This is a genomic window from Streptomyces avermitilis MA-4680 = NBRC 14893 (assembly GCF_000009765.2).
Taxonomy (GTDB): domain Bacteria; phylum Actinomycetota; class Actinomycetes; order Streptomycetales; family Streptomycetaceae; genus Streptomyces; species Streptomyces avermitilis.
The window spans coordinates 8,974,508-9,000,922 of record NC_003155.5 but is presented as its reverse complement, the minus strand read 5'-3'; the positions used below and the strand labels follow the sequence as shown (position 1 = coordinate 9,000,922).

At 69.6% G+C, this 26,415-nt stretch carries 16 protein-coding genes and 2 CRISPR repeat arrays; of the genes, 12 read left to right on the top strand and 4 right to left on the bottom strand.

The annotated features are described in order from the left end of the window. Window positions 1-61 precede the first annotated feature (61 nt). Window positions 62-1,312, top strand: a complete 1,251-nt coding sequence (istA, locus tag SAVERM_RS38735; RefSeq protein ID WP_037653204.1) for an IS21 family transposase — start codon at window positions 62-64, stop codon at window positions 1,310-1,312. Then, window positions 1,312-2,118: an IS21-like element helper ATPase IstB gene (gene istB, locus SAVERM_RS38730; RefSeq protein WP_037653202.1), complete on the top strand. Its 807-nt coding sequence runs from the start codon at window positions 1,312-1,314 to the stop codon at window positions 2,116-2,118. Before istA ends, istB begins: the two co-directional genes overlap by 1 nt. An 89-nt stretch (window positions 2,119-2,207) precedes the next feature. Here the strand turns inward: istB and SAVERM_RS38725 are convergent, their stop codons facing one another. After that, window positions 2,208-3,806, bottom strand: a complete 1,599-nt coding sequence (locus SAVERM_RS38725) for an ISL3 family transposase (RefSeq protein ID WP_042494152.1) — start codon at window positions 3,804-3,806, stop codon at window positions 2,208-2,210. A gap of 136 nt (window positions 3,807-3,942) precedes the next feature. After that, window positions 3,943-7,573: direct repeats of the CRISPR family, unit length 29 nt; unit sequence CGGTTCACCTCCGCTCGCGCGGAGAGCAC. A 192-nt stretch (window positions 7,574-7,765) separates the two neighbouring features. Between SAVERM_RS38725 and SAVERM_RS38720 the strand changes: the two genes are divergently transcribed. The 8 genes from SAVERM_RS38720 to cas2e all read left to right on the top strand — a co-directional run bounded on the left by SAVERM_RS38720 (window position 7,766) and on the right by cas2e (window position 17,250). Next, the gene (locus tag SAVERM_RS38720) at window positions 7,766-10,642 is read left to right on the top strand and encodes a CRISPR-associated endonuclease Cas3'' (RefSeq protein WP_037652954.1); all 2,877 of its coding nucleotides are present in this window, start codon (window positions 7,766-7,768) and stop codon (window positions 10,640-10,642) included. Between the two features lie 236 nt (window positions 10,643-10,878). Continuing rightward, window positions 10,879-12,450 (top strand): type I-E CRISPR-associated protein Cse1/CasA, encoded by a 1,572-nt coding sequence (gene casA / locus SAVERM_RS38715; RefSeq protein ID WP_010988937.1) that lies wholly within the window; start codon window positions 10,879-10,881, stop codon window positions 12,448-12,450. 42 nt (window positions 12,451-12,492) lie between these two features. Next, a complete protein-coding gene (casB, locus tag SAVERM_RS38710) occupies window positions 12,493-13,179 on the top strand; it encodes a type I-E CRISPR-associated protein Cse2/CasB (protein WP_010988936.1) in 687 nt (228 codons plus the stop codon). A 65-nt stretch (window positions 13,180-13,244) separates the two neighbouring features. Beyond that, complete coding sequence (gene cas7e / locus SAVERM_RS38705; protein WP_010988935.1) at window positions 13,245-14,423, top strand: type I-E CRISPR-associated protein Cas7/Cse4/CasC; 1,179 nt, start codon at window positions 13,245-13,247, stop codon at window positions 14,421-14,423. Then, complete coding sequence (gene cas5e, locus SAVERM_RS38700; protein ID WP_010988934.1) at window positions 14,420-15,256, top strand: type I-E CRISPR-associated protein Cas5/CasD; 837 nt, start codon at window positions 14,420-14,422, stop codon at window positions 15,254-15,256. The genes cas7e and cas5e overlap by 4 nt, the downstream gene beginning before the upstream one ends. Beyond that, complete coding sequence (cas6e, locus tag SAVERM_RS38695; protein ID WP_010988933.1) at window positions 15,253-15,921, top strand: type I-E CRISPR-associated protein Cas6/Cse3/CasE; 669 nt, start codon at window positions 15,253-15,255, stop codon at window positions 15,919-15,921. Before cas5e ends, cas6e begins: the two co-directional genes overlap by 4 nt. A 74-nt stretch (window positions 15,922-15,995) precedes the next feature. Next, a complete protein-coding gene (gene cas1e / locus SAVERM_RS38690) occupies window positions 15,996-16,913 on the top strand; it encodes a type I-E CRISPR-associated endonuclease Cas1e (protein WP_063773990.1) in 918 nt (305 codons plus the stop codon). Between the two features lie 25 nt (window positions 16,914-16,938). Next, complete coding sequence (cas2e, locus tag SAVERM_RS38685) at window positions 16,939-17,250, top strand: type I-E CRISPR-associated endoribonuclease Cas2e (protein WP_037652957.1); 312 nt, start codon at window positions 16,939-16,941, stop codon at window positions 17,248-17,250. Window positions 17,251-17,268: 18 nt separating this feature from the next. Then, window positions 17,269-19,676: direct repeats of the CRISPR family, unit length 29 nt; unit sequence GTTCTCTCCGCGCGAGCGGAGGTGGGTCG. Between the two features lie 204 nt (window positions 19,677-19,880). On the opposite strand, the gene SAVERM_RS45170 is transcribed toward cas2e, so the two are convergent. After that, window positions 19,881-22,151, bottom strand: a complete 2,271-nt coding sequence (locus SAVERM_RS45170) for a hypothetical protein (RefSeq protein WP_052082485.1) — start codon at window positions 22,149-22,151, stop codon at window positions 19,881-19,883. A gap of 1,046 nt (window positions 22,152-23,197) precedes the next feature. On the opposite strand from SAVERM_RS45170, the gene SAVERM_RS38675 reads away from it, so the two are divergent. Beyond that, a complete protein-coding gene (locus SAVERM_RS38675; RefSeq protein ID WP_010988930.1) occupies window positions 23,198-23,845 on the top strand; it encodes an HAD family hydrolase in 648 nt (215 codons plus the stop codon). A 4-nt stretch (window positions 23,846-23,849) separates the two neighbouring features. After that, window positions 23,850-24,692, top strand: coding sequence for an NAD(P)-dependent oxidoreductase (locus SAVERM_RS38670; protein WP_010988929.1), 843 nt, complete (start codon window positions 23,850-23,852; stop codon window positions 24,690-24,692). A gap of 1 nt (window position 24,693) precedes the next feature. Here the strand turns inward: SAVERM_RS38670 and SAVERM_RS38665 are convergent, their stop codons facing one another. Together SAVERM_RS38665 and SAVERM_RS38660 are read right to left on the bottom strand one after the other, a co-directional pair. Beyond that, entirely contained in the window at window positions 24,694-25,266 is a 573-nt protein-coding gene (locus tag SAVERM_RS38665) for a phosphotransferase-like protein (protein WP_010988928.1), read from the bottom strand. Beyond that, the gene (locus SAVERM_RS38660) at window positions 25,263-26,294 is read right to left on the bottom strand and encodes an AAA family ATPase (protein WP_037652624.1); all 1,032 of its coding nucleotides are present in this window, start codon (window positions 26,292-26,294) and stop codon (window positions 25,263-25,265) included. Before SAVERM_RS38660 ends, SAVERM_RS38665 begins: the two co-directional genes overlap by 4 nt. Window positions 26,295-26,415 lie beyond the last annotated feature (121 nt).

The window sequence follows — 26,415 nt, the reverse complement described above, 5'->3', positions numbered from 1 at the left end:
CGGCGCTTGAAAGTTGACCCCCTCCAAGGGTCTGGCTCGTTGAGTCAGGCCGGGAGGAGTGGTGATCAGCGTGGAGGACTGGGCGGAGATCCGTCGGCTTCACCGGGCCGAGCAGATGCCGGTTCGGGCGATCGCGAGGAAGCTGGGGATCGCGAGGAACACTGTCCGCAGGGCGATCGCGGACGACGCGCCGCCGAAGTATCAGCGGGCGCCGAAAGGCTCGATCGTGGACGCGGTCGAGCCGCAGATTCGTGAACTGCTCGAGCAATGGCCTGAGATGCCGGCGACGGTGATCGCGGAACGGATCGGCTGGGACCGGGGTCTGACGGTGCTCAAGGACCGGGTCAGGGACCTGCGGCCGGCCTATCGGCCTGCGGATCCGGCCTCGCGGACGGTCTATGAGCCGGGCGAGATCGGCCAGTGCGACCTGTGGTTCCCGCCGGCAGACATCCCGCTCGGCTTCGGTCAGGTCGGGCGGCCGCCGGTGCTGGTCATGGTCGCGGGCTACTCGCGGTGGATCACCGCCCGAATGCTGCCTTCCAGGTCTGCGGCCGACCTGATCGCCGGGCACTGGCGGCTGCTGACAGAGCTGGGCGCCGTCCCCCGGGTGCTGGTCTGGGACAACGAGGGAGCCGTCGGCTCCTGGCGGTCCGGCGGACCCCAACTCACAGACGAATTTGCTGCGTTCGCCGGACTGCTCGGCATCAAGTTCCTGCTCTGCAAGCCACGGGATCCTGAGTCCAAGGGCCTGGTCGAGCGGGCCAACGGCTATCTCGAGACGTCGTTCCTTCCCGGCCGGGTGTTCACCTCGCCGGCCGACTTCAACATCCAGCTCGCAGACTGGCTGACCAGGGCGAACCGGCGCATCCACCGCACCTTGCAGGCCCGCCCGGCGGACCGGCTGGAAGCGGACCGGTCCCGGATGCTGGCCCTGCCGCCGATCGCCCCGCCGGGCTGGTGGAAGGCATCTCTGCGACTGCCCCGGGACCACTACGTCCGCCTGGACACCTGCGACTACTCAGTTCACCCGCTGGCCGTCGGCCGCCGCATCGAGGTCGCCGCCGGCCTGGACCAGGTCCTGGTGACCTGCGACGGCGTCGAGGTCGCCCGCCATGCCCGCAGCTGGGCCCGCCACCAGACCATCACCGACCCGGACCACGCGGCCGCTGCCGCGGTCGCCCGCAAGGCGGCCGCCGGCACGAAACCGGCGCCAGTGGACGTGACAGAGGTCGAGGAACGGTCGCTGGACACCTACGACCGGATCTTCGGCGTCATCGACGGCGGGCTGAGCACGGGTGAAGGGGCAGCGTGATGAGCACGAAGAACGGCACGAACCAGGCCAGGACCAGCCGCGACGTCGGCTCCGAACTGATCTATCTGACCAAGGCGTTGAAGGCCCCGGCCCTGCGGGACGCTGCTGCCAGGCTCGCCGAGCGGGCTCGCGACGAGGGCTGGAGCCACGAGGAGTATCTGGCCGCATGCCTGCAGAGGGAGGTCGCCGCCCGCGACTCCCACGGCGCCGAGGGACGCATCCGGGCGGCCCGTTTTCCCTCTCGCAAGTCGCTGGAGGACTTCGACTTCGACCACCAGCGGTCCGTGAAACGCGAGGTCATTGCCCATCTTGGGACGCTGGACTTCGTCGCCGGAAAGGAGAATGTGATCTTCCTGGGGCCACCCGGCACCGGCAAGACCCACCTCGCCACTGGCCTGGGCATCCGGGCCTGCCAGGCCGGCCACCGGGTCGCCTTCGGCACCGCCGCCCAGTGGGTCGCCCGTCTCGCCGAGGCCCATCAAGCAGGGCGTCTGAGCGACGAGTTGACCCGGCTGGGACGGATTCCGCTGATCGTGGTCGACGAAGTGGGTTACATCCCTTTCGAGCCCGAGGCCGCGAACCTGTTCTTCCAGTTCATCTCGGGCCGCTACGAACGTGCCTCGGTGATCGTGACCAGCAACAAGCCCTTCGGGCGCTGGGGCGAGGTCTTCGGCGACGACACCGTCGCCGCCGCGATGATCGACCGACTCGTCCATCATGCCGAGGTCATCTCGCTGAAGGGCGACAGCTATCGCATGCGCGGCCGCGACCTCGGACGGGTTCCCGCCGCCAACACCGGGGAATGACCAACATCAACTGACGCAGCGGGGGGTCATTTTTCACCCGCCGGAATCGGCTCACATTTCAGGCTCAGTCAAGATTTCCGTGAAGCCGATCAGTGAGCCGTCTGGTTCGTAACTCTGTGTTGTCGGCGGTCGGCGGCGACGAGAAGGACGCGCTTGCGGAGCAGGGGGAGTCCGGCTCGGCCTGCCATCTGCCGCTTGAGCAGCTTGATGTCCGTGACTCTGCCCTCGACGCAGCCCGAGCTCCATTCCGTGCTCAGTCCGAGGATGACGGCGTCGAGGTCGGCCAGCAGGCCATCGGCGAAGCCGCGCAGGCCGTGGTGCTCGTCGGCGCGGGCGGTGGCGATCCATTCGGGCAGTCGGCTCGCGCTGCGGATGGCCATCATCGCGGCGAAGGACCGGACATGTCCGGTGGCCGCTTCGAGTTCGGGGCAGCGGGCCAGGATGGCCTTGAGTTTCTGCTGGTCGTCGTCGTTCATGCGGTCGGGGTTCCGGGTGATCCAGCCGGTCACCTTGCGGACCCCGGGCGGCCGCGCTGGGGGCGGACGGTCGCCCGACGTTCGGCGGAAGCGCCGGAGGTAGTCGCGGACGACGGAGTAGGACCCCGTGAAGCCGCGCTCACGGAGTTCGGCGTGGAGCTTGGCACCGCTGGTGTGGCCCTCGTGCCACCGCTGGTGCAGATAGGACTTGTAGGGGTCCAGAGTGCTGGGGAGGTTCTGCCAGCGGCCGGTGGCCAGTTCCTCCCAGGTGACGGCGCGGGCATAGCGGCGGACGGTGTTGCGGGACAGCTCCAGGCGGCGGGCGACGGCCCGGATGGTGAGGCCCTGGCCGAGGAGATCGTGCACGGCGGCGTGGTGCCGCCGGGCCCGCTCGGCCAGCCGGCCTGCGTGGGAGAGCGGCGGGTGCAGGACTTCAGGGGGTGACTCCGAGGCGAGGGCGGGTTCACGAAGGCAGGAACTGTGCTTGCTGACCAGGGACTTCACGGTCTCGGCGAGGTTGTGCCAGAGGTGCCAGAGATCTGCGACCTGGACGGCATCTGGGGCCCCGGTGCGGGCACCGTCTGCGAAGGCGCCGCCCCGGTCACGGCAGATGATCTCCACTCCGGGGTGGTCGGTCAGCCACGCTGCGAACGTCGCCGACTCCCGGTCGGGCAGCAGGTCGATGGGAGCATGGGTCTCGCAGTCGACCAGCACGGTGCCGTACTTGTGGCCTTTGCGGGTGGCGAACTCATCGACCCCTAGCACCCGGGGCGTCTCGGCGTACGGATCGGGCAGGGCCATGACCAGGGCCAGCAGGGTAGTGCGGCTGACAGGCACCGGCAGCCGGGCCGCGAGGCGCTCTCCGGCCCGGCCGGCCAGGGCCACCGCGATCGCGCTCAACAAGCACCGCAGCTGCGGCGTCCGACGCCCATACCGCACGGTCAGCCCGTCGACCTGCTCGGCAAAGGTCACCCGTGCACATCTCTGGTCGTCGCAGAACAGGCGGCGGACGGTCAGCTCGATGGACACCTGACGGCCGCCGACCGCACCGTCGGCGAGACGGCGCTGGTATCCGCTGTGCCGTCGCACCGAGGGCGTTGCGCAGTCCGGGCACGGCACCGGAACCGACTCCACGGTTCTTGCCACAATGTGCAACACCCCACCCTCGGGGCTCACTTCTTCCACCAGCACCCCTTCGAGGTGCGGAAACATGGTCTTCAGCAGCTCCCCACACTCGGCGAGTATCACGCGGCCTGTGACGGAGCGTCACCGGCGCACAGGCGCACGATCGGCTTCACGGAAATCTTGACTGAGCCACATTTCAAGCGTCGCCGACAAGCGTCTTCGTCGGTTCGCCTCCGCTCGCGCGGAGAGCACACGGCCCCAGCTGACCTTCACTGAACCGGGTACGGTTCACCTCCGCTCGCGCGGAGAACACATCTTCGCCCGGTGCAGACCGTCGAGGCGGACCGGTTCACCTCCGCTCGCGCGGAGAGCACGCCCGCAAGTTCGCTGTGGTAGATCACCATGGCGGTTCACCTCCGCTCGCGCGGGGAGCACCCCGTGCTCGTCACGGACGGGGAAGATCCAGTACGGTTCACCTCCGCTGGCGCGGAGAGCACTGAGGCTGGTCCTGCTGCTCGGTCTCCGGCTTCGGTTCACCACCGCTCGTGCGGAGAGCACTCAGCCTTGGCCAGTTCCCGCTGACCTGGAAGCGGTTCACCTCCGCTCGCACGGAGAGCACACCCGGGTGGTCAGCTCCCTGGCCAGCTCCGACGGTTCACCTCCGCTCACGCGGAGAGCACGGGGCGGCGGACGTCGGCTACGTCCCCGGTGGCGGTTCACCTCCGCTCGCGCGGAGAGCACGACAGCAGCCACGCGCTGACCTCGGTGTCCGACGGTTCACCTCCGCTCGCGCGGAGAGCACTACGACGCCTTCAAGCAGGGCTACTCCATGGCCGGTTCACCTCCGCTCGCGCGGAGAGCACGGCTTCGCCGCCTTCAGCCGCTCGTTCTCGGCCGGTTCACCTCCGCTCGCGCGGAGAGCACGCCTGCATGCCCTTCGCGATGTCGAGCATCAGCGGTTCACCTCCGCTCACGCGGAGAGCACGGCGCCCGACCGTCGCTGTGGCGGCACCGCGACGGTTCACCTCCGCTCGCGCGGAGAGCACGCACTGGCACGCCTGGTCTTCGCAAGGGTCTCCGGTTCACCTCCGCTCGCGCGGAGAGCACGAGGTGAAAAGGACGGTGATGCCCTTGTCCGTCGGTTCACCTCCGCTCGCGCGGAGAGCACTTGGCGTGCTCGGTTGACGGCCTGTTGAGGGCCGGTTCACCTCCGCTCGCGCGGAGAGCACTACGGGGCGGTACTGCGGTCCTTCTTCGGGCGGACGGTTCACCTCCGCTCGCGCGGAGAGCACTCGGCGACGGCGGTCTGCCGGGCCTCCGGCTCCGGTTCACCTCCGCTCGCGCGGAGAGCACCCCGCCACGATGGCCTTGGCGATGCTGCTGATCGGTTCACCTCCGCTCGCGCGGAGAGCACGGGCCGTCAGGTTGCACGGCGCGCCCGGTTTTCGGTTCACCTCCGCTCGCGCGGAGAGCACCGGGTCAGCTTCAGCGGGTTGCCGTGGATGTCCGGTTCACCTCCGTTCACGCGGAGAGCACTACAACCCGACCCGCGTGTCGAACGTGACGGTCGGTTCACCTCCGCTCGCGCGGAGAGCACGTGAGGAGCGCGTTACGCCAGGCGATGGCGTACGGTTCACCTCCGCTCGCGCGGAGAGCACGTCGACGTCGCCTGGAACGCCAGCCGGTCAGGCGGTTCACCTCCGCTCGCGCGGAGAGCACACCAGCCGGCTGCGGCCGAACGCGCGGTTGACCGGTTCACCTCCGCTCGCGCGGAGAGCACGTTCATGCCGGGGATCAGTTGCCGTCCGTGGACGGTTCACCTCCGCTCGCGCGGAGAGCACTCCTGCCGCAGGAATCGGGCTGCGATCATGTCCGGTTCACCTCCGCTCGCGCGGAGAGCACACCATCATCGGCCCGGCCCTCGGGTACGAAACCGGTTCACCTCCGCTCGCGCGGAGAGAACCCCGGGGTCGCAGGGGATGACTCGATGGCAGCCGGTTCACCTCCGCTCGCGCGGAGAGCACGAGGTGCGCACCAGGATGCCGCCCCACGCGTACGGTTCACCTCCGCTCGCGCGGAGAGCACAACGTGGTCTGCGCCTCCGCAGCCTCCCCCACCGGTTCACCTCCGCTCGCGCGGAGAGCACCAGACGTTCGGGACCTTGAGGGCGTCCCAGGACGGTTCACCTCCGCTCGCGCGGAGAGCACGTTGGACTGGACGTACGTCTGCAGGTGCGGGCCGGTTCACCTCCGCTCGCGCGGAGAGCACGAAGGCGGCGGCGGGGACGGCCGGGGCGAAGAAGGTTCACCTCCGCTCGCGCGGAGAGCACGGCGTCGCGTTGGCGATGGGGCAGGCGTCACACGGTTCACCTCCGCTCGCGCGGAGAGCACCCGAAGATGTCGCCGAGGAGGCTGCCGAACTGCGGTTCACCTCCGCTCGCGCGGAGAGCACGCGTCGACACCGACGCCCGGGTCCGCGCGGACCGGTTCACCTCCGCTCGCGCGGAGAGCACGATCCACCCCCACATCGTGTACACCGCGCTTGCGGTTCACCTCCGCTCGCGCGGAGAGCACGTCCTGATGAAGCGGCAGCACCCGACGCTGCGCGGTTCACCTCCGCTCGCGCGGAGAGCACTCGTAGAGGGCGTCGGCGCCGGACTTGCCGAGCGGTTCACCTCCGCTCGCGCGGAGAGCACGACGACGAGCACCGGGATGCCGACGAACACCCAGGTTCACCTCCGCTCGCGCGGAGAGCACGAGGGGACCAGCTTCCTGGAGCGCGTGGTGGACGGTTCACCTCCGCTCGCGCGGAGAGCACGTGAGGACGACCTGGACGTTGGACCCGCGCGCCGGTTCACCTCCGCTCGCGCGGAGAGCACCCGCACTCGTCGCACGTCAGTGGTGCGGGCGGCGGTTCACCTCCGCTCGCGCGGAGAGCACGTCTGGGGCGGGCTGAAGGCGGCCGTGTCGTTCGGTTCACCTCCGCTCGCGCGGAGAGCACACGGTCTTCTTGGCCATCTCGTCGTAGTTCTCCGGTTCACCTCCGCTCGCGCGGAGAGCACGGCTCGGCATCCTCGCTGACCTACTGCCCCAACGGTTCACCTCCGCTCGCGCGGAGAGCACGGGGGGTGGCGGTCGCCGCGGTGCTGCATGGACGGTTCACCTCCGCTCGCGCGGAGAGCACTCGTTCCAGCAAGGCTAGGCGCTCATCGACGGCGGTTCACCTCCGCTCGCGCGGAGAGCACCCCCCGGTCACCGAACGTCGGCTGCTCACGGGCGGTTCACCTCCGCTCGCGCGGAGAGCACCGCCTGGTCGGGGATGAGTGCGGCGCGGGCGGCGGTTCACCTCCGCTCGCGCGGAGAGCACCTGGAGAAGCGCACCGGCATGAGCTTCAACGACGGTTCACCTCCGCTCGCGCGGAGAGCACTTCCCCATCGCCGTCGACGCCGGCATCATCGCCGGTTCACCTCCGCTCGCGCGGAGAGCACTCCGATTGTGATCATTGCGTCTTGAGTTAGTGGGGTTCACCTCCGCTCGCGCGGAGAGCACTGGTTCGGGTGCCTGGCCAAATCATCATGGGGCGGTTCACCTCCGCTCGCGCGGAGAGCACGACTGCGACACCGGGCAGCGGCTGGCGACCTGCGGTTCACCTCCGCTCGCGCGGAGAGCACTTCAACGCGGCGGCCAACCAGTCCCACGACGTCGGTTCACCTCCGCTCGCGCGGAGAGCACGATACTCATGCTCACACCGCCCTCGATCGGGCCGGTTCACCTCCGCTCGCGCGGAGAGCACGGTCTCGGCGCCGTCCGGCTCAACAGCCGTGTCGGTTCACCTCCGCTCGCGCGGAGAGCACCCTTCCTGACCTGGCCTCCTTCAGGTGCTTTGCGAGTTCTTTACGGTATCCGAATGGACTCGCCTTGAATTGGTCTGCCCGCGCGTCGGCTGAGGTTCCACGGCTTGGATTCTACGGCCCTGCTTGGGATCTGTTCTGGTATCCGTGCAGGTGAGGATGCGTTGTCAGTGGGGGCTGTTATGCATGGCTGTCATGATGAAGCGTGAGTCCGTCTCGCCGGGACATGTCCCGGTCGACACCCGGTTTTGGGGCAAGGAGCATGGTCTTCCGCGCCCGTACCCAGTGCTCTGCCATCTGCTGGACACCGCGGGAGTGTTCGGTGCCCTGTGGGATGTGCTGCTGAGTGATCAAATGCGTGAGAAGGTCGCACGGGCGCTGGGGCTGACGGTGGCCGAGGCTCGGCGGGTGCTGGCGTTCTGGGCGGGGTTGCACGATCTGGGGAAGATCACTCCTCCGTTTCAGGCCCAGGTTCCGGAGGCGTTCGCGGCCGTACGGAACGATCCGGCCTATGTGTTCGCTCCGGGGGCGGAACGGGAGCGTGCGTTTCGTCATGAGATGGCCACCCACTGGGCGCTGGTGCAGTTGCTCGGCGAAGCGGGGTATCCCGGTGGCGGCCGGGTGATGCGGTCTGCGGTGAGTCATCAGGTGGCGCAATTGCTCGGTGGCCATCACGGATGTTTCGGCGTGGTCCTCAAAGCCAAAGAAGTGGCGCACGCCAGTGCCTATCAGCCCGGGCTGGGCGGGGACGGCTGGGCGGTGCAACGCCGGGCGCATTTCGGGGAGTTGCGGCGCGTCACCGGGGGGTGGGCGGTGCCGGAGCGGGGGCTACCGGCCGAGCTGGCGGTGATCGTCGCCGGGCTGGTGGTCGTCGCGGACTGGCTGGCCAGCCAGGAGGAGGCGATCATCCCGCTGCTGCCGCCGAAGGGGTGGCGTGCGACGCCGGAAGAGGTCGATATGCACTGGGAGCGTACGCAGAAGGCGGCTCCGGGGCTGGTGGCGGGAGCCCAGCTGGGGCGGGCGCGGTTCGACGCTGAAGGGTTCGAGGAGATGTTCTCGTTCGCACCCAACGCTCTCCAGGCCGACCTTGTCGCCCGTCTGCCGCGGATGGTCGAGGAGAAGGGGCCGGGACTGCTGCTGGTCACGGCGCCGACGGGTGACGGAAAGACCGAGGCGGCCCTGTACGCGGCGTCGGTGTTGGGTCATGCGGCTGGGGCTCGGGGGCTGTTTTTTGCGCTTCCGACCATGGCCACCGCCGACGCCATGTATCCGCGGGTGAGCGCCTTCACGGAGCGTGCCCTGAGCGGTGAGCGGGCCTTGACGTTGCTGCATTCCATGGCCTGGCTCAGCCCCGCTTACGCAGGGGCCGGGCAGTCCGCCGGCCCGCCGCCGGCAGCGGGCGACGTGAGCGCGGACCCGGCCACCGTGACCGAGGCCGGGGTGTGGCTGCGCGGACATCGGCGTGGGCTGCTGGCCCCGTTGGGGGCGGGGACCATTGATCAGGCGCTGAGCGCCGTGCTGCCGCTCACGCACAACGCGCTGCGGCTGTTCGGGCTGTCCGACAAGGTGCTCGTGGTCGACGAGGCGCATGCCTACGGGCCGTGGATGCATCAGCTGCTGTCCCGGCTCCTGGAGTGGCTCGGCGCGTTCGGTGCCCCGGTGGTCCTGCTGTCCGCAACCCTGTCCGGCCGCACAGCCTCGTCTTTGGTGGATGCCTACCGCCGCGGGGCCGGATTCCTCGAACCGTCCGCCGTCGAACCGTGCTACCCGGGCTGGATGTTCACCGGCGCCGCGACCGGCGAAGTCTGCGTGCCACGGGAGACGGACAGTGAGCGCCGTCGCACCCTGGACGTGCGGATGCTGCCTGTCGTCTGGGACACGGCGCCCGCTGCCGGCAGTCCCGTATGCGCCGGAGGTCGCCGCCAGGCCCTGCGCGAGGCACTTGAGCCCGTCGTCGCGCAGAGCGGGACCGCGCTGGTTTGCTGCACCACGGTGGCCGAAGCCCAGCAGACCTTCCGTGACCTGCGCGCCGCGTTCCCGGAACTCAGCACCGGTGAAGGCGGGTTGCGGCTGCTGCACTCGCGCTACCCGGCCAACACCCGGCAGCACATCACGTCCGCGTGCGAAAGGGCCTACGGCAAACCCCGCTCGCCGCAGGATGTCGCTCTGCCCCGGCCGGCATCCGTCCTGGTCGCTACCCAGGTCGTGGAGCAGTCGCTCGACCTCGACTTCGACCTGATTGTCACGGATCTTGCGCCGCTGGCCCAGCTGCTGCAGCGGGCCGGCCGGGGACGCCGCCACGCGCGCGGCGCTTCTGGGCGCCCGCCCTGGGCGCTGCCGGAGGACGCGCCGCGCCTGGTCGTCCTGGAACCGGTCGGCGAGAGCGGGGCCACCCAGGTGCCGCGCACCTGGGGAAGCGTGTACGACGCCGGGCTGCTGCAGCGCACAGCGCACCTGCTGCGCGAGCGGGCCGCGTCCGGGATCGCGGTCCCGGGGGACGTGCAGGAGCTTATCGATGCCGTGTACGCGGAGGACTTCGTGGACCGACTCGAGGGGGCCGTACAGCGGGAACTGGCGCGGATGGACTCCGCGCGGCAGGCGGACGAGGCGGCCGAGGCGCACCTGGCCGACATGGTTGCCATCTGCGCGCCCGCCGACGTGGCCGGTGACCTGCAGCGGCTCAGCCGCCGGGAGGCAGGGGTCACCGAGGAACTGCTGACCACTCGGCTGGGGGCTGACAGCGGGCGCGTTCTGTGCCTGTACGAGCAGCAGGACAACACCCTCACCCTTGATGAGGGCGGCACCCTCCCCTTGCCCACAGGAAACCAAAACGGTCTGCTTCATGCCGAGTTGCGGCAGGTGATGGCACACATGGCGCCGGTGCCGGGCGCCTGGCTGCGCGGCGCCGAGGGACACCCGGCGCCGCCGGGCTGGGGCAAGCATCCGGTGCTGCGTGATCTGGTCCTGCTGCGGATGCAGCCCGCGGGCCAGGATGGCGCAGCAGCGGTCTGGAGCTGCCGCCACGGCACCCGGACGATCCGGATCTCCGGTGTCGGACTCGAAACCAGCTGATCATTACCAGTCACTTCACGAAGAACCGCTTCTACGGGCAACACACTTGGCTAGCGTCCTCAATCAGCCGTCTTCCAGGGGAAGTTGTTCGGCCTTGGTGCTGGTGGGGGCCAGCTCAGCCTGCTTGCGCAGGCACGGGGAGAGGCTCGCGTCGCTCTGCGGGCAACACACGGCTCACCTCCGCGCCTGCGGAGACCCCACCTCATTGTGACCGGCGACCCGGCGATAGGAGTCCGATGCCCGCCAGTACGTACAACTTGTTCGACGAACCGTGGATCCCCGTCCGCTGGACCCATGCCGCGCCCCTCCCCCATCCCGAACGGGTGGGGCTACGGGACCTGCTGCTGCGCAGCGGCGACATCGCCACCCTCACGATTGCCGATCCCCCCGCGCACTCCGCACTGCTGCGCATCCTGTACGCGCTCACCGCCCGGGTGACGGGTCTGGACGAGTCGGGGCCCGGCGACTGGGGGGAGCGGCGCCTGAACATCCTGGATGCCGGACAGCTCCCCCCAGAGGGGATCACCGCCTACGCCGGCCGCTACCGGCAGCGGTTCTTCCTCTACGACCGTGACGGGGGCCGCCCGTGGATGCAGGACGCCCGGCTGACCGGCCAGTGCGACGGCGGCAACACCGCCGGGGTGAACAAACTGATCGTGACGCGCCCGGCAGGCAACGCCCACGCGTGGTTTCGGCACGGCAGCGACGCCCGCCCCGACCTGCCGAGCGCCGCGGAGGCGGTGCTGAGCCTGCTGGTGTGGCACTACTACGGGCCGTCGGGCCGCTGCTCGGCCCGCGAGGTCAACGGGGTCAAGACCGCCAGCGCCACCGCCGGCCCCCTGCGCACCGCGCTGTCCTACCACCCCGAGGGTGACACCCTCTTCGAGACGCTCCTGGCAGGCCTGGTCCCGCCGGAAGTGACGGTACGACGCTCCTTCGATCTGTGCCCCTGGGAGCGGGAGGAACTGCCCGACCCGGAGGCCGCCCCGCCCCTGCCCTGCGGCCCCTGCTCACGGCTGACCGCTTGCTCCCAGCACGCCCTGCTCCTCGTCCCCGACGAAAACAGTCCGGGCCTGGTGCGGGATGCCTACATCACCTGGGCGTACCGCACCGGACGCATCCCCCGCGACGACAACTATCTGATCTGGCAGATCAGCCAGCAGGGCAACCGCTACCCGCGCCCGGCCGACTCCCGGCGCGCGCTGTGGCGCGACCTGGACGCTCTGCTCCTGCACGAACCGCCCGGCACCGCACAGCCCCAGCGCCCGAAGGTGTTCGACTACGCGAGCGAGGTCTCCGAGGACCTGCGCGTGCGGGCACTCGGTTTCGAGCAGGAAGGCCAGGCCAAGGACACCCAGTTCGTCGACGCCGACACACCCCCGGTCATGGGTTTCACAGAGCAGAAGGCCCCCGCGACCGCGCCCGCGGTGGGGCGAATGCGGCAGCTCGGCGAGATGTACGGGCGCCGCCTGGAACGCGCGGTCAAGCGGGCCTGGGCCGAGTACATGAACGACCCGAAGGCGAACGGCGACACCTGGGCGGCCGAGGCCGCCGCCCGCTACTGGCCTGGCGCCGAGGCCGAGTTCTGGGACCGCTTCCGCCACCTGGACAACACCGGCCACACCCTCGGCGCCGGATTCGACCCGGCCGCCGCCCGCACCGCATTCCTGCGTCTGGCCACCGACGCATACGACACCGTCACCGCCTCCGTCACCCGCACCCAGCGCGGCGCAAAGGCGGTGGCCCACGCACGGATCGACCTGTACGGCGGCGTACGCAAAAAGGCCACGAGCACACCGGCCGCATGACCCGTCCCGACCCGCCCACCACCTGTCCGAGGAAGGTTATGAATGACCACCCAGAGCGTCACCGAGAATCCAACTACCGCCCGGCGCCAGCGCCTCGTCGCCTACACCTGCTGGATCGAGCAGATCTGCCGGGACGATCCCGGCGCCCGCACCGCACTGCGCAGCGGACTGCGCCGCACCCTCGACGACGTGCCCCGCATGCACCGCTTCGTCGCCCCCTGGCTCCCCCATGACAGGCAGGCACCTGAGTCCGAGCAGCGGGCCTACTACGCCGTCGCGGCGATGATCGCCGCGCAGCCCCGCACCACCCACACCAGCCCCGAGGCCGCACTGGAAGCGGACGGGGCCTCGCAGAGTCCGCAGCCGGCACCCGCTCCCCCCTACGGCACCAGCCTCGGCCTGGCCTTCGCACTCGCCGTGACCGCAAGCCCCGGCCGGGAGCGGGAGATGCGGGAGTCCACCGCCGAGTCCCGGCTGAATCTGCTGACCCGGCAGAGCGCCAACGGCCTGCACCGCCACCTGCCCGCCGCCGTCGGCTACCTGCGCGAGCTGGGCGTTCCCATCGACTGGGCCCAGCTGCTGGCCGACCTGATCGCCTGGCCCCTCCACTCCGGGCGGATCTCCCGGCGCTGGCTGCAGGACTACTACCGCCAGCGCAGCCAGACCCTCCACGAGCAGGCCGACCGCGCCGACCAGGACGAGACCGAACACCCCAGCACCAGCGCCTGACGGCACCCGGCGATCACGTCAGCCCGCATCCGTACATCCACCCACCAAAGGAAAGAGGCACCCCTGTGCTCACTCCGGCCCGCTTCATCGACATCCACGTCCTGCAGTCCGTCCCCTTCGCCAACCTCAACCGGGACGACACCAACTCCGTGAAGACCGTCCAGTACGGCAACACCCTGCGCACCCGTGTCAGCAGCCAGTCCTGGAAACGTGCCATCCGATCCGTCTTCGAAGACCGCATCGGACAGGCCGCGCTGCGAACCCGCCGCATCGGCGAACGCGTCACCCGCGAACTGGAACAGCGCGGCTGGCCCGCCGAGCTAGCCCAGCGCGCCGGCGGCCACACCGCGGCGGCCAGCGGCATCAAGTTCGAACTCGCCAAATCCTCCGGCGACGCCAAGCAGACCGTCCCCAACAAGGTGCTCACCAACGCCATGGTGTACGTGCCGGAGGCCGCAGTCGCCGAGCTGGCCGACCTCGCCGAACAGCACCGTGAAGAACTTCAGCAGGCCAAGGACATCAAGAAGCCCGCGGACAAGAGCATCCTCCCTGTCAGCACGGTGGAGGCCGTGCTGCGCTCCCGCAACGGCGTCATCAACCTCTTCGGGCGGATGCTCGCCGAAATCAACGACGCGGGCGTGGACGGCGCCGTCCAGGTCGCACACGCCCTGACCACTCACGAGACCGACGTCGAACTCGACTACTTCTCCGCCGTGGACGACGTCACCGCCGTCTGGAACGACGCCACCGGCAGCGGCCACATGGGCCACGCCGAGTTCAGCGCCGGCACCTTCTACCGCTACGCCACCCTCGACCTGCGCAACCTGGTCGCCAACATCGGCGACGACCCGCAGGCCGCACGGGAGCTGACCACCGTATTCCTGGCCTCCTTCATCACCTCGCTCCCCCAGGCCAAGAAGAACTCCACCGCCCCGCACACCATCCCCGACCTGGTCCACCTTTCCGTCCGCACCGACCGGCCCCTCTCCTACGCAGCCGCCTTCGAAAAGCCCGTCCAGGCCAGCCCCCAGGGCGGCTTCGCCGACGTCTCCCGCACCCAGCTCGCCGCCTACGCCCAGGCCGCCAACACGCTCCTGGGCACAACCGGCATCCTCACCTCCGGCTGGGCCAGCCTGGAGACCAAGGACCTCACCGGACTCGGCGAGCGCCGCGACTCCTTCGACGACCTGATCACCACCGCCCTGGACACCGCCCTCACCCACACCGCCGAGGCGAACGCGTGAGCGACACCACCAAGGCCGGACTGCTGCTGCGGCTGAGCGGGCCACTGCAGTCCTGGGGCGAGCGCAGCCACTTCAACGAACGCGACACCGCCCGCTTCCCCACCCGTTCCGGCGTCATCGGCCTGCTCGCCGCCGCGCTCGGGCGCCGCCGCGGGGAGAACATCGACGACCTGGCCCGGCTGTCACTCACCGTCCGCGCCGACCGTCCCGGCGTGCTCCTGCGCGACCTGCACACCGTCGGCGGCGGCCTGCCCCCAAAAGCCACCGTCACCACCGCCGAGGGCAAGAAACGCAGCGGCGACACCACCACCCTCCTCACCCACCGCACCTACCTCGCCGACGCCGTCTTCACCATCGCCCTCACCGCCATCCCCGACAACACCGGCCTGCTCACCCGCACCGCCACAGCCCTCAGCTCTCCGCAGTGGCCGCCCTACCTGGGCCGACGCTCCTGCCCACCCGAAGGCCCCCTCCTGCTCGGCCGCTTCGACGACGCCCTCCACCACCTCGTCCACCTGCCGATCGCCGCACCACCGCCCCAACACGGCCCACACGGCATCGAGTTCCTCTCCGACCACCCCCTGGACCACCTGCCCACGCCAGAGGACACCTGCCCACCGGACGCGGAGACCGGCAGCCACCCCTCCGGCGAGGTCAACGACCAGCCCCTGAACTTCCACCCACGCCAGCGCGCCTACCGAGCCCGCCCGCTGTACCGACGCACCCTCCACCTGCCCGCCGACCAGTTCACCGGGCTGGGCACAGACCACCTCACCAGCCTCGCCACCTACCTGCACGAGCATCTCAACCACCCAGAAGGGAGCCACCGTTGAGCGTCTGGCTGACCCGCATCGTCCCCGACCCGCGCTCCCGAGACGCCCGACGTGACCTCGGCGGCAACGACTCAGCCATGGGACTGCACCGCCGCCTCATGTCGCTCTACCCCTGCGACGCCGGACCCGACCCGCGCGCCCGCTTCGGCGTGCTCTTCCGCATCGAGGACACCCCAGCCGGGGCGCACATCCTGCTGCAGAGCGCCCACGAACCCGACCTCACCCGCCTCCCCGACGGCTACGGCCAAGCCATCACCCGCCCCCTGGACCCCCTCCTGGACGCCCTCAAACCCGGCCTGACCATCCGCTACCGCTGCACCGCAAGCCCCGTCCGCAAACCCGGCGCCAACACCCGCGCCCTCTACAACCTCCCCGCCGTCGTCCCCCTCAACGGCGCCGCCGCCGACGAATGGTGGACCCGCCAAGCCGACGCCGCCGGACTCAAACCCCTCGCCCTCCACCCCCACCCCCTCGACGCCGCCCAAGGCGTACGAGCCGGCAACGGCGACAAACAGCGCATCCGCCACAACCGCATCCGCTTCGACGGCTCCGCCACCATCACCGACCCCGACCTGCTCCGCCAGAAGATCACCGAAGGCATCGGCCGCGGAAAGGCCTACGGCTGCGGTCTCCTCAGCATCGCCCCCACACGCGAGGCCCAGTGAACACTGCAGCCACACCAGGAGCACAGCCCAACCCCACCCGCGCCCGGCGCAAACTCGCCTCCCCTACCGTCGCCATGCTGCCGCGCATCGCCGATTCGCTGTCCTTCCTCTACCTGGACATCGTCCGTATCCACCAGGACGACACCGGAGTCTGCGCGGAAGTAACCAGCGAGCGCCGGGGCACTGAGAAGGTCTATGTGCCCACCGCCGCGCTCGGCTGCGTCCTGCTCGGCCCGGGTACATCCATCACCGCCCGCGCCCTGGCCACCTTCGCCCGCCACGGCACGACCGTCCTGATCACCGGTGCCGGCGGAGTCCGCTGCTACGCAGCCGCCCTTCCCGACTCCCTCACCACGACGTGGCTCGAACGCCAAACCCGTGCCTGGGCAGACGACACCCGACGACTCGCCGTCGCCACCGCCATGTACGAGAAACGCTTCGGCGAGGCCACCGTCCCGCCCGGCACTACACTCGCCCAACTGCGCGGGTTCGAAGGCCAACACGTCAAAGCGCATTACCGCGTGCTCGCGCAGCAGTACAAGATCGGCCGCTTCCGTCGCGCCTACGACCCGGCCTCCTGGGACACCCAAGACCCAGTCAATCTCGCCCTCTCCGCCGCCAACACATGCCTCTACGGCATCGTGCACGCCGCCATCCTTGCCCTCGGCTGCTCCGCCGCCCTTGGCTTCGTCCACAACGGCAACCAACAGGCTTTTGTCTACGACATCGCCGACCTGTACAAGGCCGACCTGACAATCCCCCTCGCGTTTTCCCTCCACGCCTCCACGAACCCCGAAGCCGAAGCCCGGCGCTCCTTTCGCGACGGACTACGTCTGTTCAAACTCCTCCCGCGCATCGTCGGCGACATCCAGGAGCTCCTCGGCCTCGGCTCCGCCTACGACATCCCCGATCCGGAAGAACAGCTCGTCGATCTATGGGACCCCATTTCCGGACCAGTCCCCGGTGGCATGAACCACGGGACGGATACATGACCACACAGAAGAGGGAACACACTCAGTGGCCTCAATGATCGTGCTCTCCGCCACCGCCGTCCCCGACCACCTCCGCGGAGCACTCACACGCTGGTTGTTGGAAGCCACCCCAGAGCTGTACATCGGAACCGTGTCCGCCCGTGTCCGCGACGAATTATGGACTGCGGTCGCCGCATGCACTGGTGACGGCATGTCGGTCCTTGCCTACCCCAGCGACAACGAGCAAGGCTTCGAGCTCCGCACTGCAGGATCCCGCCGCCGCCACCCCGTCGAATTCGACGGCCTCACCCTGATCGCCTTCAATCGAGAAGATAAAGAAAAGGCAAACCCCCTGTAGAAACGCAGGTCAGGAAGGGTTCTCTCCGCGCGAGCGGAGGTGGGTCGCGGCGGCAGCAGCAGCCGAGCGGGCCGTGAGCGTTCTCTCCGCGCGAGCGGAGGTGGGTCGCGGTCCGTAACTGGCAGAAGCGTTGCTCGGTGGTTCTCTCCGCGCGAGCGGAGGTGGGTCGCCTGTACTACGCAGGCTGGAATGCGGGCATCGGTTCTCTCCGCGCGAGCGGAGGTGGGTCGGAGCTCCCGTGAATGCTACCGCTTTAGCACCTGTTCTCTCCGCGCGAGCGGAGGTGGGTCGCGGACACCACCAACGTCCACGGCATCGCGAACGTTCTCTCCGCGCGAGCGGAGGTGGGTCGACGGCCATCACCCTGATCTGGGTCACCGTCTCGTTCTCTCCGCGCGAGCGGAGGTGGGTCGCTGAACATCTCCAACTGGCAGTCGCAGATCGAGTTCTCTCCGCGCGAGCGGAGGTGGGTCGCTGGGCGATCTGCTGCTCTAGGTCCGGTACAGGTTCTCTCCGCGCGAGCGGAGGTGGGTCGGTCCACCGGCAGGACCGTGCACGGGATGGATGGTTCTCTCCGCGCGAGCGGAGGTGGGTCGTCGCTGCCCGCGTTGAGCTCGGCCGTCGTCGGGTTCTCTCCGCGCGAGCGGAGGTGGGTCGCCACCGAAGCCCTTGGCGCTGGCCAGCTTGGCGTTCTCTCCGCGCGAGCGGAGGTGGGTCGGCTTCGGCGTCGACACCTACCGCCTGTCGACCGTTCTCTCCGCGCGAGCGGAGGTGGGTCGGCTTCAGGTCTCGGCCAGACCACACTGTCGGTGTTCTCTCCGCGCGAGCGGAGGTGGGTCGCACTGTCCGAGCCCCTCGCGAGCTGAAGCGGGGTTCTCTCCGCGCGAGCGGAGGTGGGTCGTCGTCACGGACCTTCTTTGCGTGGCGGCTGGCGTTCTCTCCGCGCGAGCGGAGGTGGGTCGTCGATGAAATTGGTTCCGCCCGTTACCGAGACGTTCTCTCCGCGCGAGCGGAGGTGGGTCGGTCGACCCGCGAGGCTTCGGCATGGACTGGCTGTTCTCTCCGCGCGAGCGGAGGTGGGTCGTCCCCGTTCTTGTCTAGCCAGCCCTCACTGTCGTTCTCTCCGCGCGAGCGGAGGTGGGTCGATCTGCGAGCCCTCGACGGAGCAGCGGCCCATGTTCTCTCCGCGCGAGCGGAGGTGGGTCGGTCGACCCGCGAGGCTTCGGCATGGACTGGCTGTTCTCTCCGCGCGAGCGGAGGTGGGTCGTTGGCGGGCGGCTTCGGTGCGGAGGTCTTCGTGTTCTCTCCGCGCGAGCGGAGGTGGGTCGCTCGCAGCTACACGGCGGGGCCCGAAACGGGAGTTCTCTCCGCGCGAGCGGAGGTGGGTCGTCGAGGGCGGCCATGCGCTGGAGGTGCCAGGGGTTCTCTCCGCGCGAGCGGAGGTGGGTCGTTCGGGTTCCGGCCGAGGCTCTGGTGCCAGTAGTTCTCTCCGCGCGAGCGGAGGTGGGTCGACGCACCAGCTTCTCGTGCGGCCGGACACCCCGTTCTCTCCGCGCGAGCGGAGGTGGGTCGTGCAGGACGGCTTGCTCGACGAGGAAGCGGTCGTTCTCTCCGCGCGAGCGGAGGTGGGTCGTGGGGCTCCGTCTCCAGGGACGACAACGGCCAGTTCTCTCCGCGCGAGCGGAGGTGGGTCGCTCGCCGACGGCTTCGAGGTCTCGGTGCCGCAGTTCTCTCCGCGCGAGCGGAGGTGGGTCGCCGGCGCGCTGGCGTTCCTGCAAGACGAGAAGGTTCTCTCCGCGCGAGCGGAGGTGGGTCGACGGAGCTGCGGGCAGAGCTGACAGCGACGAAGTTCTCTCCGCGCGAGCGGAGGTGGGTCGTGGGTGATGCTCTCGTCGATGCCGAGGATGAGGTTCTCTCCGCGCGAGCGGAGGTGGGTCGCCGTTCCCCTGGATCCAGCGCGGTGAGGTCCAGTTCTCTCCGCGCGAGCGGAGGTGGGTCGACGGTCGGCCAGCAGTTGCGGCGCGACCCGTTGTTCTCTCCGCGCGAGCGGAGGTGGGTCGCCGAGGAAGCCGAAGGCGCCGACTTCGCCATGGTGCTCTCCGCGCGAGCGGAGGTGGGTCGGCCGTCACCACCACGAACCGGAAGCTCACTTCGTGCTCTCCGCGCGAGCGGAGGTGGGTCGTAGTCCCGCCTCCAGGCCCCGCCCTGAGCCGCGTGCTCTCCGCGCGAGCAGAGGTGGGTCGTAGTGCGTGCCAGTCGACACCGAACTCAGGGTGTGCTCTCCGCGCGAGCGGAGGTGGATCGCGCCGCGCCGTGGCTTCTTCGTTCGGCCGGCCGTGCTCTCCGCGCAAGCGGAAGTTGGTCGTGCTTCCCGATCAGCGAGGGCGGGAAGCGGGCGTGCTCTCCGCGCGAGCGGGGGTAGTTCGATGGCCAAGGGCGCCGAAGAGATCCGCGGCAAGTCGTCCCCGCGCCCACAGGGGCAGCTCCGCCAGGGACGCCATCGGCCGGGCTGGCAGTCCTCATGCCGCTGCCTGGCGGTGTCCTCCACTCGAAGGTCATGCGCTCATCTGCCCAAGTTGCAAGGCAGTTGATGCCTCTAGTGGCGTCGGACATCGACGTAGCGACCTCGCTTACGCCGCGTCAACCGACACCCCGCCTGCGGCCGGCCGCAGGCGGACAGCGTGCAGTTCGCCCAAGCGCCAGCGAAGGAGGAACTCGACGGTACGGCGGCCCGCCGCGTCTGCAGCCTCTTCCGCACCGCGGCCGCGGTGCCGCAGGCACGCCTCATACGCGGCGTCGGCCTCGACCACCACATCCTCCGCCCCCAGCAGCCGGCGCAGCGCCGCCGCGCGCCGTTCGTCCCGGATCTGTTGCGCCACCTGCGGCGCGTAGAACGCGACCAGAGCCGGATCGGCGTCCGGACCGCAGGCCCGCTCGCACGCCGACGCCAACAGGGCGCGGGTGTCCGTTTCGCACCGCTGGGTGAGCTCGGCGACCGCGGCCGCGTCCGACAGATCGGCCCGCACGGCGACGGCCAGGTCGACGGCCTCCCGCACCAGTTCCTCGGTACGCCGCCGGTAGGAGCACGCCGGGCACAGGCCTGCGCACTCGGGCAGACCGCAGTCCGCGCACGAGGCCTGCCTGCGAGCCAGATCCGCCTCCTCCTCGAGAGCGCGGCGCCGCTCGATCGCCTGCTGACGCTGCTCGGCCTCACGCGAGGCCCGGGCCCGACGGATCTGCGCCCGCTGCTCCTCTATGGCGGTCTCCTCGCGCAGGCGGCGCTCAAGCTCGGCCCGGCGCGTGGCGGAGTCGCTGTGCGGCATCTCGGCCTCCACCCGGGCCGAGACTCGGGTCCGCAGCGTGCGCCGGATATGGACGATATTCTCGCAGGTCGGGCAGTCAGCGCCGGTGTCCAGGCGGATGCCGTCGTCGCACCTCAGGTCCGGGCAGGCAGGGCGCTGGACCAGGCCCCGGCCGAGCAGCCAGCCCATGGGCTCGCGCACCAGGGCCTCGCCGCCGACTTCCGCCAGCCGGTCGGCGAGACGGCCGGCCAGCAGCTGCGGCGCTACCTGTTCGTCGACGATCCCGGACAACGCCTCCAGCGACTGCAGGGCAGCCCGGCGGGTGACGGCCTGCTGCCCGCGGCTAAGCCGGGCCCACAGATCCGCGATCGGGGCCAGCCCGGCCCGCAGACCAAGATCCGGGAGGTCAGCTACCCCCCGCCCCTGCTGCAGCCCGCGGCCATCGTCCACAACCGTCAGCCGAGAAGGGCCAGCAGTGCGAGCCGCCGACCACCCTGCACCATCCGGGGACTTGGACTGCTTTTCCCCGTGCAGCGGGCCGCCTTTGCCGTCGATCAGCTGCAGCTGATCAGCGACGACAGCTTCCGGGGCCCGGTCCTCGTGCGCGCAGACGTGATCCGGCCGACCAGGGTCCTCACCACGGCCTTCGCCGGAAAACCCACCAGAGAGCTCAGCAGAACCACCGGGAGTAAACACAGAAGAGTGATCAGTGTGAAGGGATGCCGTAGGCGCGAGGTCTCCCCCATCGGCGCCGCAGCACTCGAGTGAGCCCTTGACTTGCTGCTTTTCCGGCAGCAGGGAGTCCTTACCACGCCATGCCGTACCTGCGGGGTCTGCAACATCGGCACTAGTAGCATCAGTGCTTCCCTGGCGGCCGCCGCTCCCGGATGCAGCGCGTCCTTCAGCGTGCGCGGCCGCCACGGCAGGCACTACCAGCCGCGACACCTGCCGCAACCCGGACACGGTCTGCCGCCGCGGGCGCTCCACCAGCCCAAAACCCTCCAGTCGCGCCAGCACCCGCTCCGACCGCGACAGCGAGCACCGCAGCAACCGTGCCAGAGTCGCCACCGGCCGCCCATAGCGCTTCTCGACCCGGCCACCGCACAGCCGCACCCGACCGGTCTCCGCCGCCTCCAGCACTAGCAGTAGCAGAGCCAACCGGTCCGTCGCCGCACCATGCCTCGCACGTGCACCCAGCAGTCCGGCCGGGGTCACCCGTCCATCCCTGTGCACCCAGCCCGGCGCCATCAGGGCCTCCATCAGCCGCAGCAAGGTGGCAAGCTCCGGCTTCTTCAATGACAGCGGGTGCCCAACCTTGTTCTGGGCATCCCACATCGGCAGCACACGGCAGGTCAGCCCGTCGTCCTGACCGTACTCGCCCTCCGCCGTGTCGATGGAGACCACGCCGGACTGGCGCAGCGCCGGGAGCACCTCGGAGGCGACGTGGGAAGTTGACAGCCCGAGCCACCGGCCCAGCTCACCCGTACGGATCTCCACCACGCCCGTCGCCGACGGCGTCCGCGCCGCCAGCACGATCACCGCTAGCCGTACCGGGTCCTTCGCACCCTCCAGCCCCGGCGCCTCCAGCAGCGCGCGCACCGCACCACCCAGCCGGCCCCGGGCATCACGGCCAAGAGCCAGCGGACGACCCGGACCACGCACCGGCACCAAACCCGGTTGCTCCGGCACCGACCGCAGCACACGATGCCGCGGCCCCGGCACCCGAGGCATCACCACGGCGGCCGCCGCCACCCCGCTCACCGGATCACCCGGCACGGAACCCGAGGCAGCATGCTGCCGTCGCGGACCACTCCAGGATCCAGTGGCCACAACATGACACGGAGTGCCTGGAGAGCGCCCCGAACAGTGGGGCATACCGAATGAATCGGGCTGTGAGATTGCGTGAGACGGGACATCACAGGTCCGCAAATGTGCATGAAACAGGCATAAGTGGGCTGGCGAAAGCCCAAGACGTCGTGCAGAATAGCGACGACCTCCTTCTCTGAAGGTGGGCACAACGAAGTCCCCTTGGGGTGCTTCGGGTTCTGGGAGAACCAAGTTCGAACCGCTCGCAGCCGGCTGGAACCGGGGCGGGCAGCTCCTCCGGCAAGCCCTGGCAGGCCAACGGAGAGCAGGTGGGGCGCTGATCGAGGCGACTGGCATCACCTCGGAGTCAGGCGCCCAGGGCGGCTAGAAGTCCTGCATTGGCAGGCGCCGCCCCTGACGGCCTACGTCATCGCGGCCCCCTCAACATCAGAGGTGCGGGCCGCGGCAGAGAGCACGAACACCCCGCCGAAGGGCCAGCGGGCGCTCACGCGCTGCTGGCACCACGGCGGGGTGCTGTGTGTCTGCGTGCGGGTACGGGTACCCTGCATAACGCGTCCGCCTTTCTTGCTCAAAGGTGGTTCGCCGGACCGGAGTTTCTCCGGTCGAGAGCCCCTATGGACTTGCCTAAGGTCCTGGGGGCTTTTTTCTGTATAGATCGAGTCGGACGACACCCTACTCCGCCGACGCGCTGTGCAGTGCCGAGCGCTGATGACGTGTCGGACATAAGTCTGACGCCCGATCACAGCGCAGATTCCACGCCGCTTGGAGCCGTCCACGCAGGAGATGCCATCCCGACCAGGAGAGATAGGGTCACCGGCATGCGCCTGGCTCTCTTCGACCTCGACGGCACCTTGGTCGACCGCCACTCCGCGTTCGGCGATGCCGTAGCCGCCCTGAGCCGAAGCCACGGCCTCGGACCCGATGTTGAGCACTGGCTGCTCACTGAACTCGCCGACCGCGCGAGTGCCGAGGACTTCGCCCGTGTGCGCGAGATCTTCAACATCGATGAATCCGCCGGAGAGCTCTGGCGCGCCTACGTCGACCGGATGGCCGCTGCGGTCACGTGCCGGCCCGCCGTCCTCGGTAGCCTGGCCCGACTCAAAGCGGCGTCCTGGAGCATCGGCGTCGCCACGAACGGCGCATCCGACATCCAGCGCGCAAAGATCCGCGCGACGGGTCTTGCTGACCTGATCGACGGGATCGCAGCCTCGGGCGACATCGACGTCCGCAAGCCCGATCCGCGGCTTTTCGAGCTCGCGGCCGCCCGCTGCGGGACTCAGATATCGCGGGGCGACTGGATGATTGGAGACAACCCGGAGAACGACATCGTCGGCGGACACAAGGCCGGACTGATGACCGTCTGGGTACGAGGCCGCCCCTGGCCCGAGAGTCTCTCCGTACCTCACCACAGCGTGGACGACGTCACCGACGCAATCGACTACCTGCTCACCCACCCACCGGAGTAGCTCTGTGGACCAGCCCACCGTCGGCATCCTCCACCCCGGCAGCATGGGCGCAGCCGTCGCCGCGTGCGCCGCGACCAACGCGGCGACGGTGCTGTGGTGCCCAGCAGGCCGGAGCCCGGCGAGCATCGTCCGCGCAGAGCGGCACGGGCTGCAGCCGGTCGCCACACTGCCGGAGCTCCTGGACCAGGCCGACACCGTGATCAGCCTCTGCCCGCCCGCGGCCGCCGAAGACCTCGCCGCGGAAGTCGCCTCGCACGGCTTCGGCGGCTGGTACGTCGACGCCAACGCCATCAACCCCGAACGCATGCTGCGCATTAAGGCCCTGCTCACCCCATCCGCCAAAGCCGTCATCGACGGCGGCGTGGTCGGCTCACCGCCGGTCGGCGGCAAGTCGCCCACGCTGTACCTGTCGGGGCCGGCCGCCGCGATTGAGCGCGTCGAAGCACTCTTCACCGGCACGGCCGTACGTACGAAGACGCTGGGCAGCGAGATCGGGCAGGCATCCGCGCTAAAACTCGCGTACGCGTCGTTCCAGAAGACGTCGAGGGTGCTCGTGGCCCTCGCGACCGGGTTGGCCCGCCAGCACGGAGTCGACCAGGAACTCATCACCATCGCCTCGCAGCGCAGCGACTCATACCTCGCTGAGACTGAGTACATCGCCAAGACGGCGGCACGCGCCTGGCGGTGGGGGCCAGAGCTGGAAGAAGCGGCCGACATGCTCGAGGCCGCGGGCCTCCCTCCGGAGATGCTGCGCGCGGCCGCGGCCACGCTGGCCCGGTGGGACGACGCAAAGGACGACGGCGAGCTCACGCTCACGGACGCCCTCAACCGCCTCGCCCAGCCGTAGGTCATGCCGTCGTCACTCCCGCCCGCGCGTGCAGCAGCTGGTCGATGAGCCGTGCCGACTCCTCCGCTGCCGTGGCCTCGGTGTCCACTGTGAGGTCCCATCGCATGTCCGGGTGCGCGTCAAGGTCTTCGCGGGTCGCCTGCCACGCTGCGAGCCGGGCCGTGGTGTCACTGTCGCCGCGACCAGCGGACCGCTGCGCGGTCACCTCCTGCGAGCACCACAGCAGCACCACCGCCCAGTCGGCCGTGTAGCCGTCGACCAGGGCGCGGATGCCGTCGATCTGGCCCAGGTGCACCACTGGCACCCCGGCCTCGAACGCGGAGTCCATCCCCGGTCGGTCGATGACGTACGTGTTGCCGTACCGGCTGTTCGTGTAGATGGCGGCGCCTGCGGCCTCTAGGTCGTGCAGCTGCTCCGCCGTGCCCATTCGGTACCTGGTGGTCCGGCCCGAGCCGACCTTGAGACGCGCGAACTGGCCGTACCTTGCATCGAGTTCGCTTAGGGCCTGCGCGACGGTGTCCTTACCTGAGGCCGGCGGCCCGTACAGGATGACGCCCAGCTTCTTACTGCTCATCCGTGCACCGCCCTGAGGGCGTGCCGAGCCTGGTCGGCCAGCGAAATCGCTGTGCCCAGCCTGTTGTCGACGACCAGGTGTGGCACGACCGGGCGCAGCTCCAGGTTGACGGTCGCCATGTACTCATCCCAGCGCTGGAGCTTCCACGCATCGCGCGCGGCCGATCGGAAGCCGATGTACTCCCGCATGGACTCCGCGTCGCACTGCACCCAGACCGGCGACACGTCCACGCCCAGGGCGTTGCACTTGTTGATCAGCCGGTTCATCCACGCCTCGGAAGTCATCTCCCCTATGAACGGCGCAGTCAGCACCGTGCTGATCCCGCAGTTGATGTTGGCGTAGGCGGCCTGCATCAGGCAGTCGTACTCCACCGGCCGCACGCGCTCGCGGTACAGATCGGTATGCCGGTCGTTCGCATCGCCTCCGAGCGCGACCAGCAGCTGCTCCACGAGAGGCCGGGTCAGCGGATCCTTGTCCAGCAGTGGCCACCCGGTGAGCTGGGTAAGGAACCTCGCGAACTCGGTTTTCCCACTGCCGGCGAACCCGCCGACCAGCACCACCGAGGGGCGGTGCGGGTCACCGCCGGTGTGGCGACGCTTCCAGGCATCCAGGATCCGCTGCTGCAGCCTCAGAGGATCCGCCTCAGCGGTGCCCCCTATCTGCAACAGCGCGCGCTCCACGGCCAAGACGTGCGAGCCGTTGCGCTGGTCGTCCATCGGCGTCAGCTTGAACTGGGTGTCCTCGCCCGGCAGGGCGTTGCGGAATCCCAGCTCGGGGTCGGTCGCCCGGTACAGCAGGCAGTACGCCCGGCGGTAGTGCGGTCCCGGGTAGACCTCACCCTGCTCGTGCTGCCACAGCGTCTGTGGATTCGCCGCCGGGATGCCCTTGAGCTTGGCCTGCTCCGCGAGAGCTCGTAGCTGCTCGCCGGCCTGCTCAAGCGTCAGCCCGTGAGCCTCCCGCTGCTCCCGCAGCCGCTCGGGCCTCCACCCCAGGTGCTTCCCCACGCCGCTTGCCTCCGTAGTCGCCATGATCCCGGACCCTATGGCCGAAGCCCGAAATCCCATGTGTACGCGGATGTTGAAAACGTGTGAACGAGCCCGTGTACAGGCTTCGACAAGCCGCTGTGATTCTGTGCCGCTGTTACGGCCG

Coding starts and splice junctions, on each gene's coding strand:
- SAVERM_RS38675 (WP_010988930.1), top strand. CDS start 23,198: ATGCGCCTGGCTCTCTTCGACCTCGACGGCACCTTGGTCGACCGCCAC.
- casB (WP_010988936.1), top strand. CDS start 12,493: ATGACCACCCAGAGCGTCACCGAGAATCCAACTACCGCCCGGCGCCAG.
- SAVERM_RS38665 (WP_010988928.1), bottom strand. CDS start 25,266: ATGAGCAGTAAGAAGCTGGGCGTCATCCTGTACGGGCCGCCGGCCTCA.
- casA (WP_010988937.1), top strand. CDS start 10,879: ATGCCCGCCAGTACGTACAACTTGTTCGACGAACCGTGGATCCCCGTC.
- cas1e (WP_063773990.1), top strand. CDS start 15,996: ATGCTGCCGCGCATCGCCGATTCGCTGTCCTTCCTCTACCTGGACATC.
- SAVERM_RS38660 (WP_037652624.1), bottom strand. CDS start 26,294: ATGGCGACTACGGAGGCAAGCGGCGTGGGGAAGCACCTGGGGTGGAGG.
- SAVERM_RS38725 (WP_042494152.1), bottom strand. CDS start 3,806: ATGTTTCCGCACCTCGAAGGGGTGCTGGTGGAAGAAGTGAGCCCCGAG.
- istB (WP_037653202.1), top strand. CDS start 1,312: ATGAGCACGAAGAACGGCACGAACCAGGCCAGGACCAGCCGCGACGTC.
- SAVERM_RS38720 (WP_037652954.1), top strand. CDS start 7,766: ATGATGAAGCGTGAGTCCGTCTCGCCGGGACATGTCCCGGTCGACACC.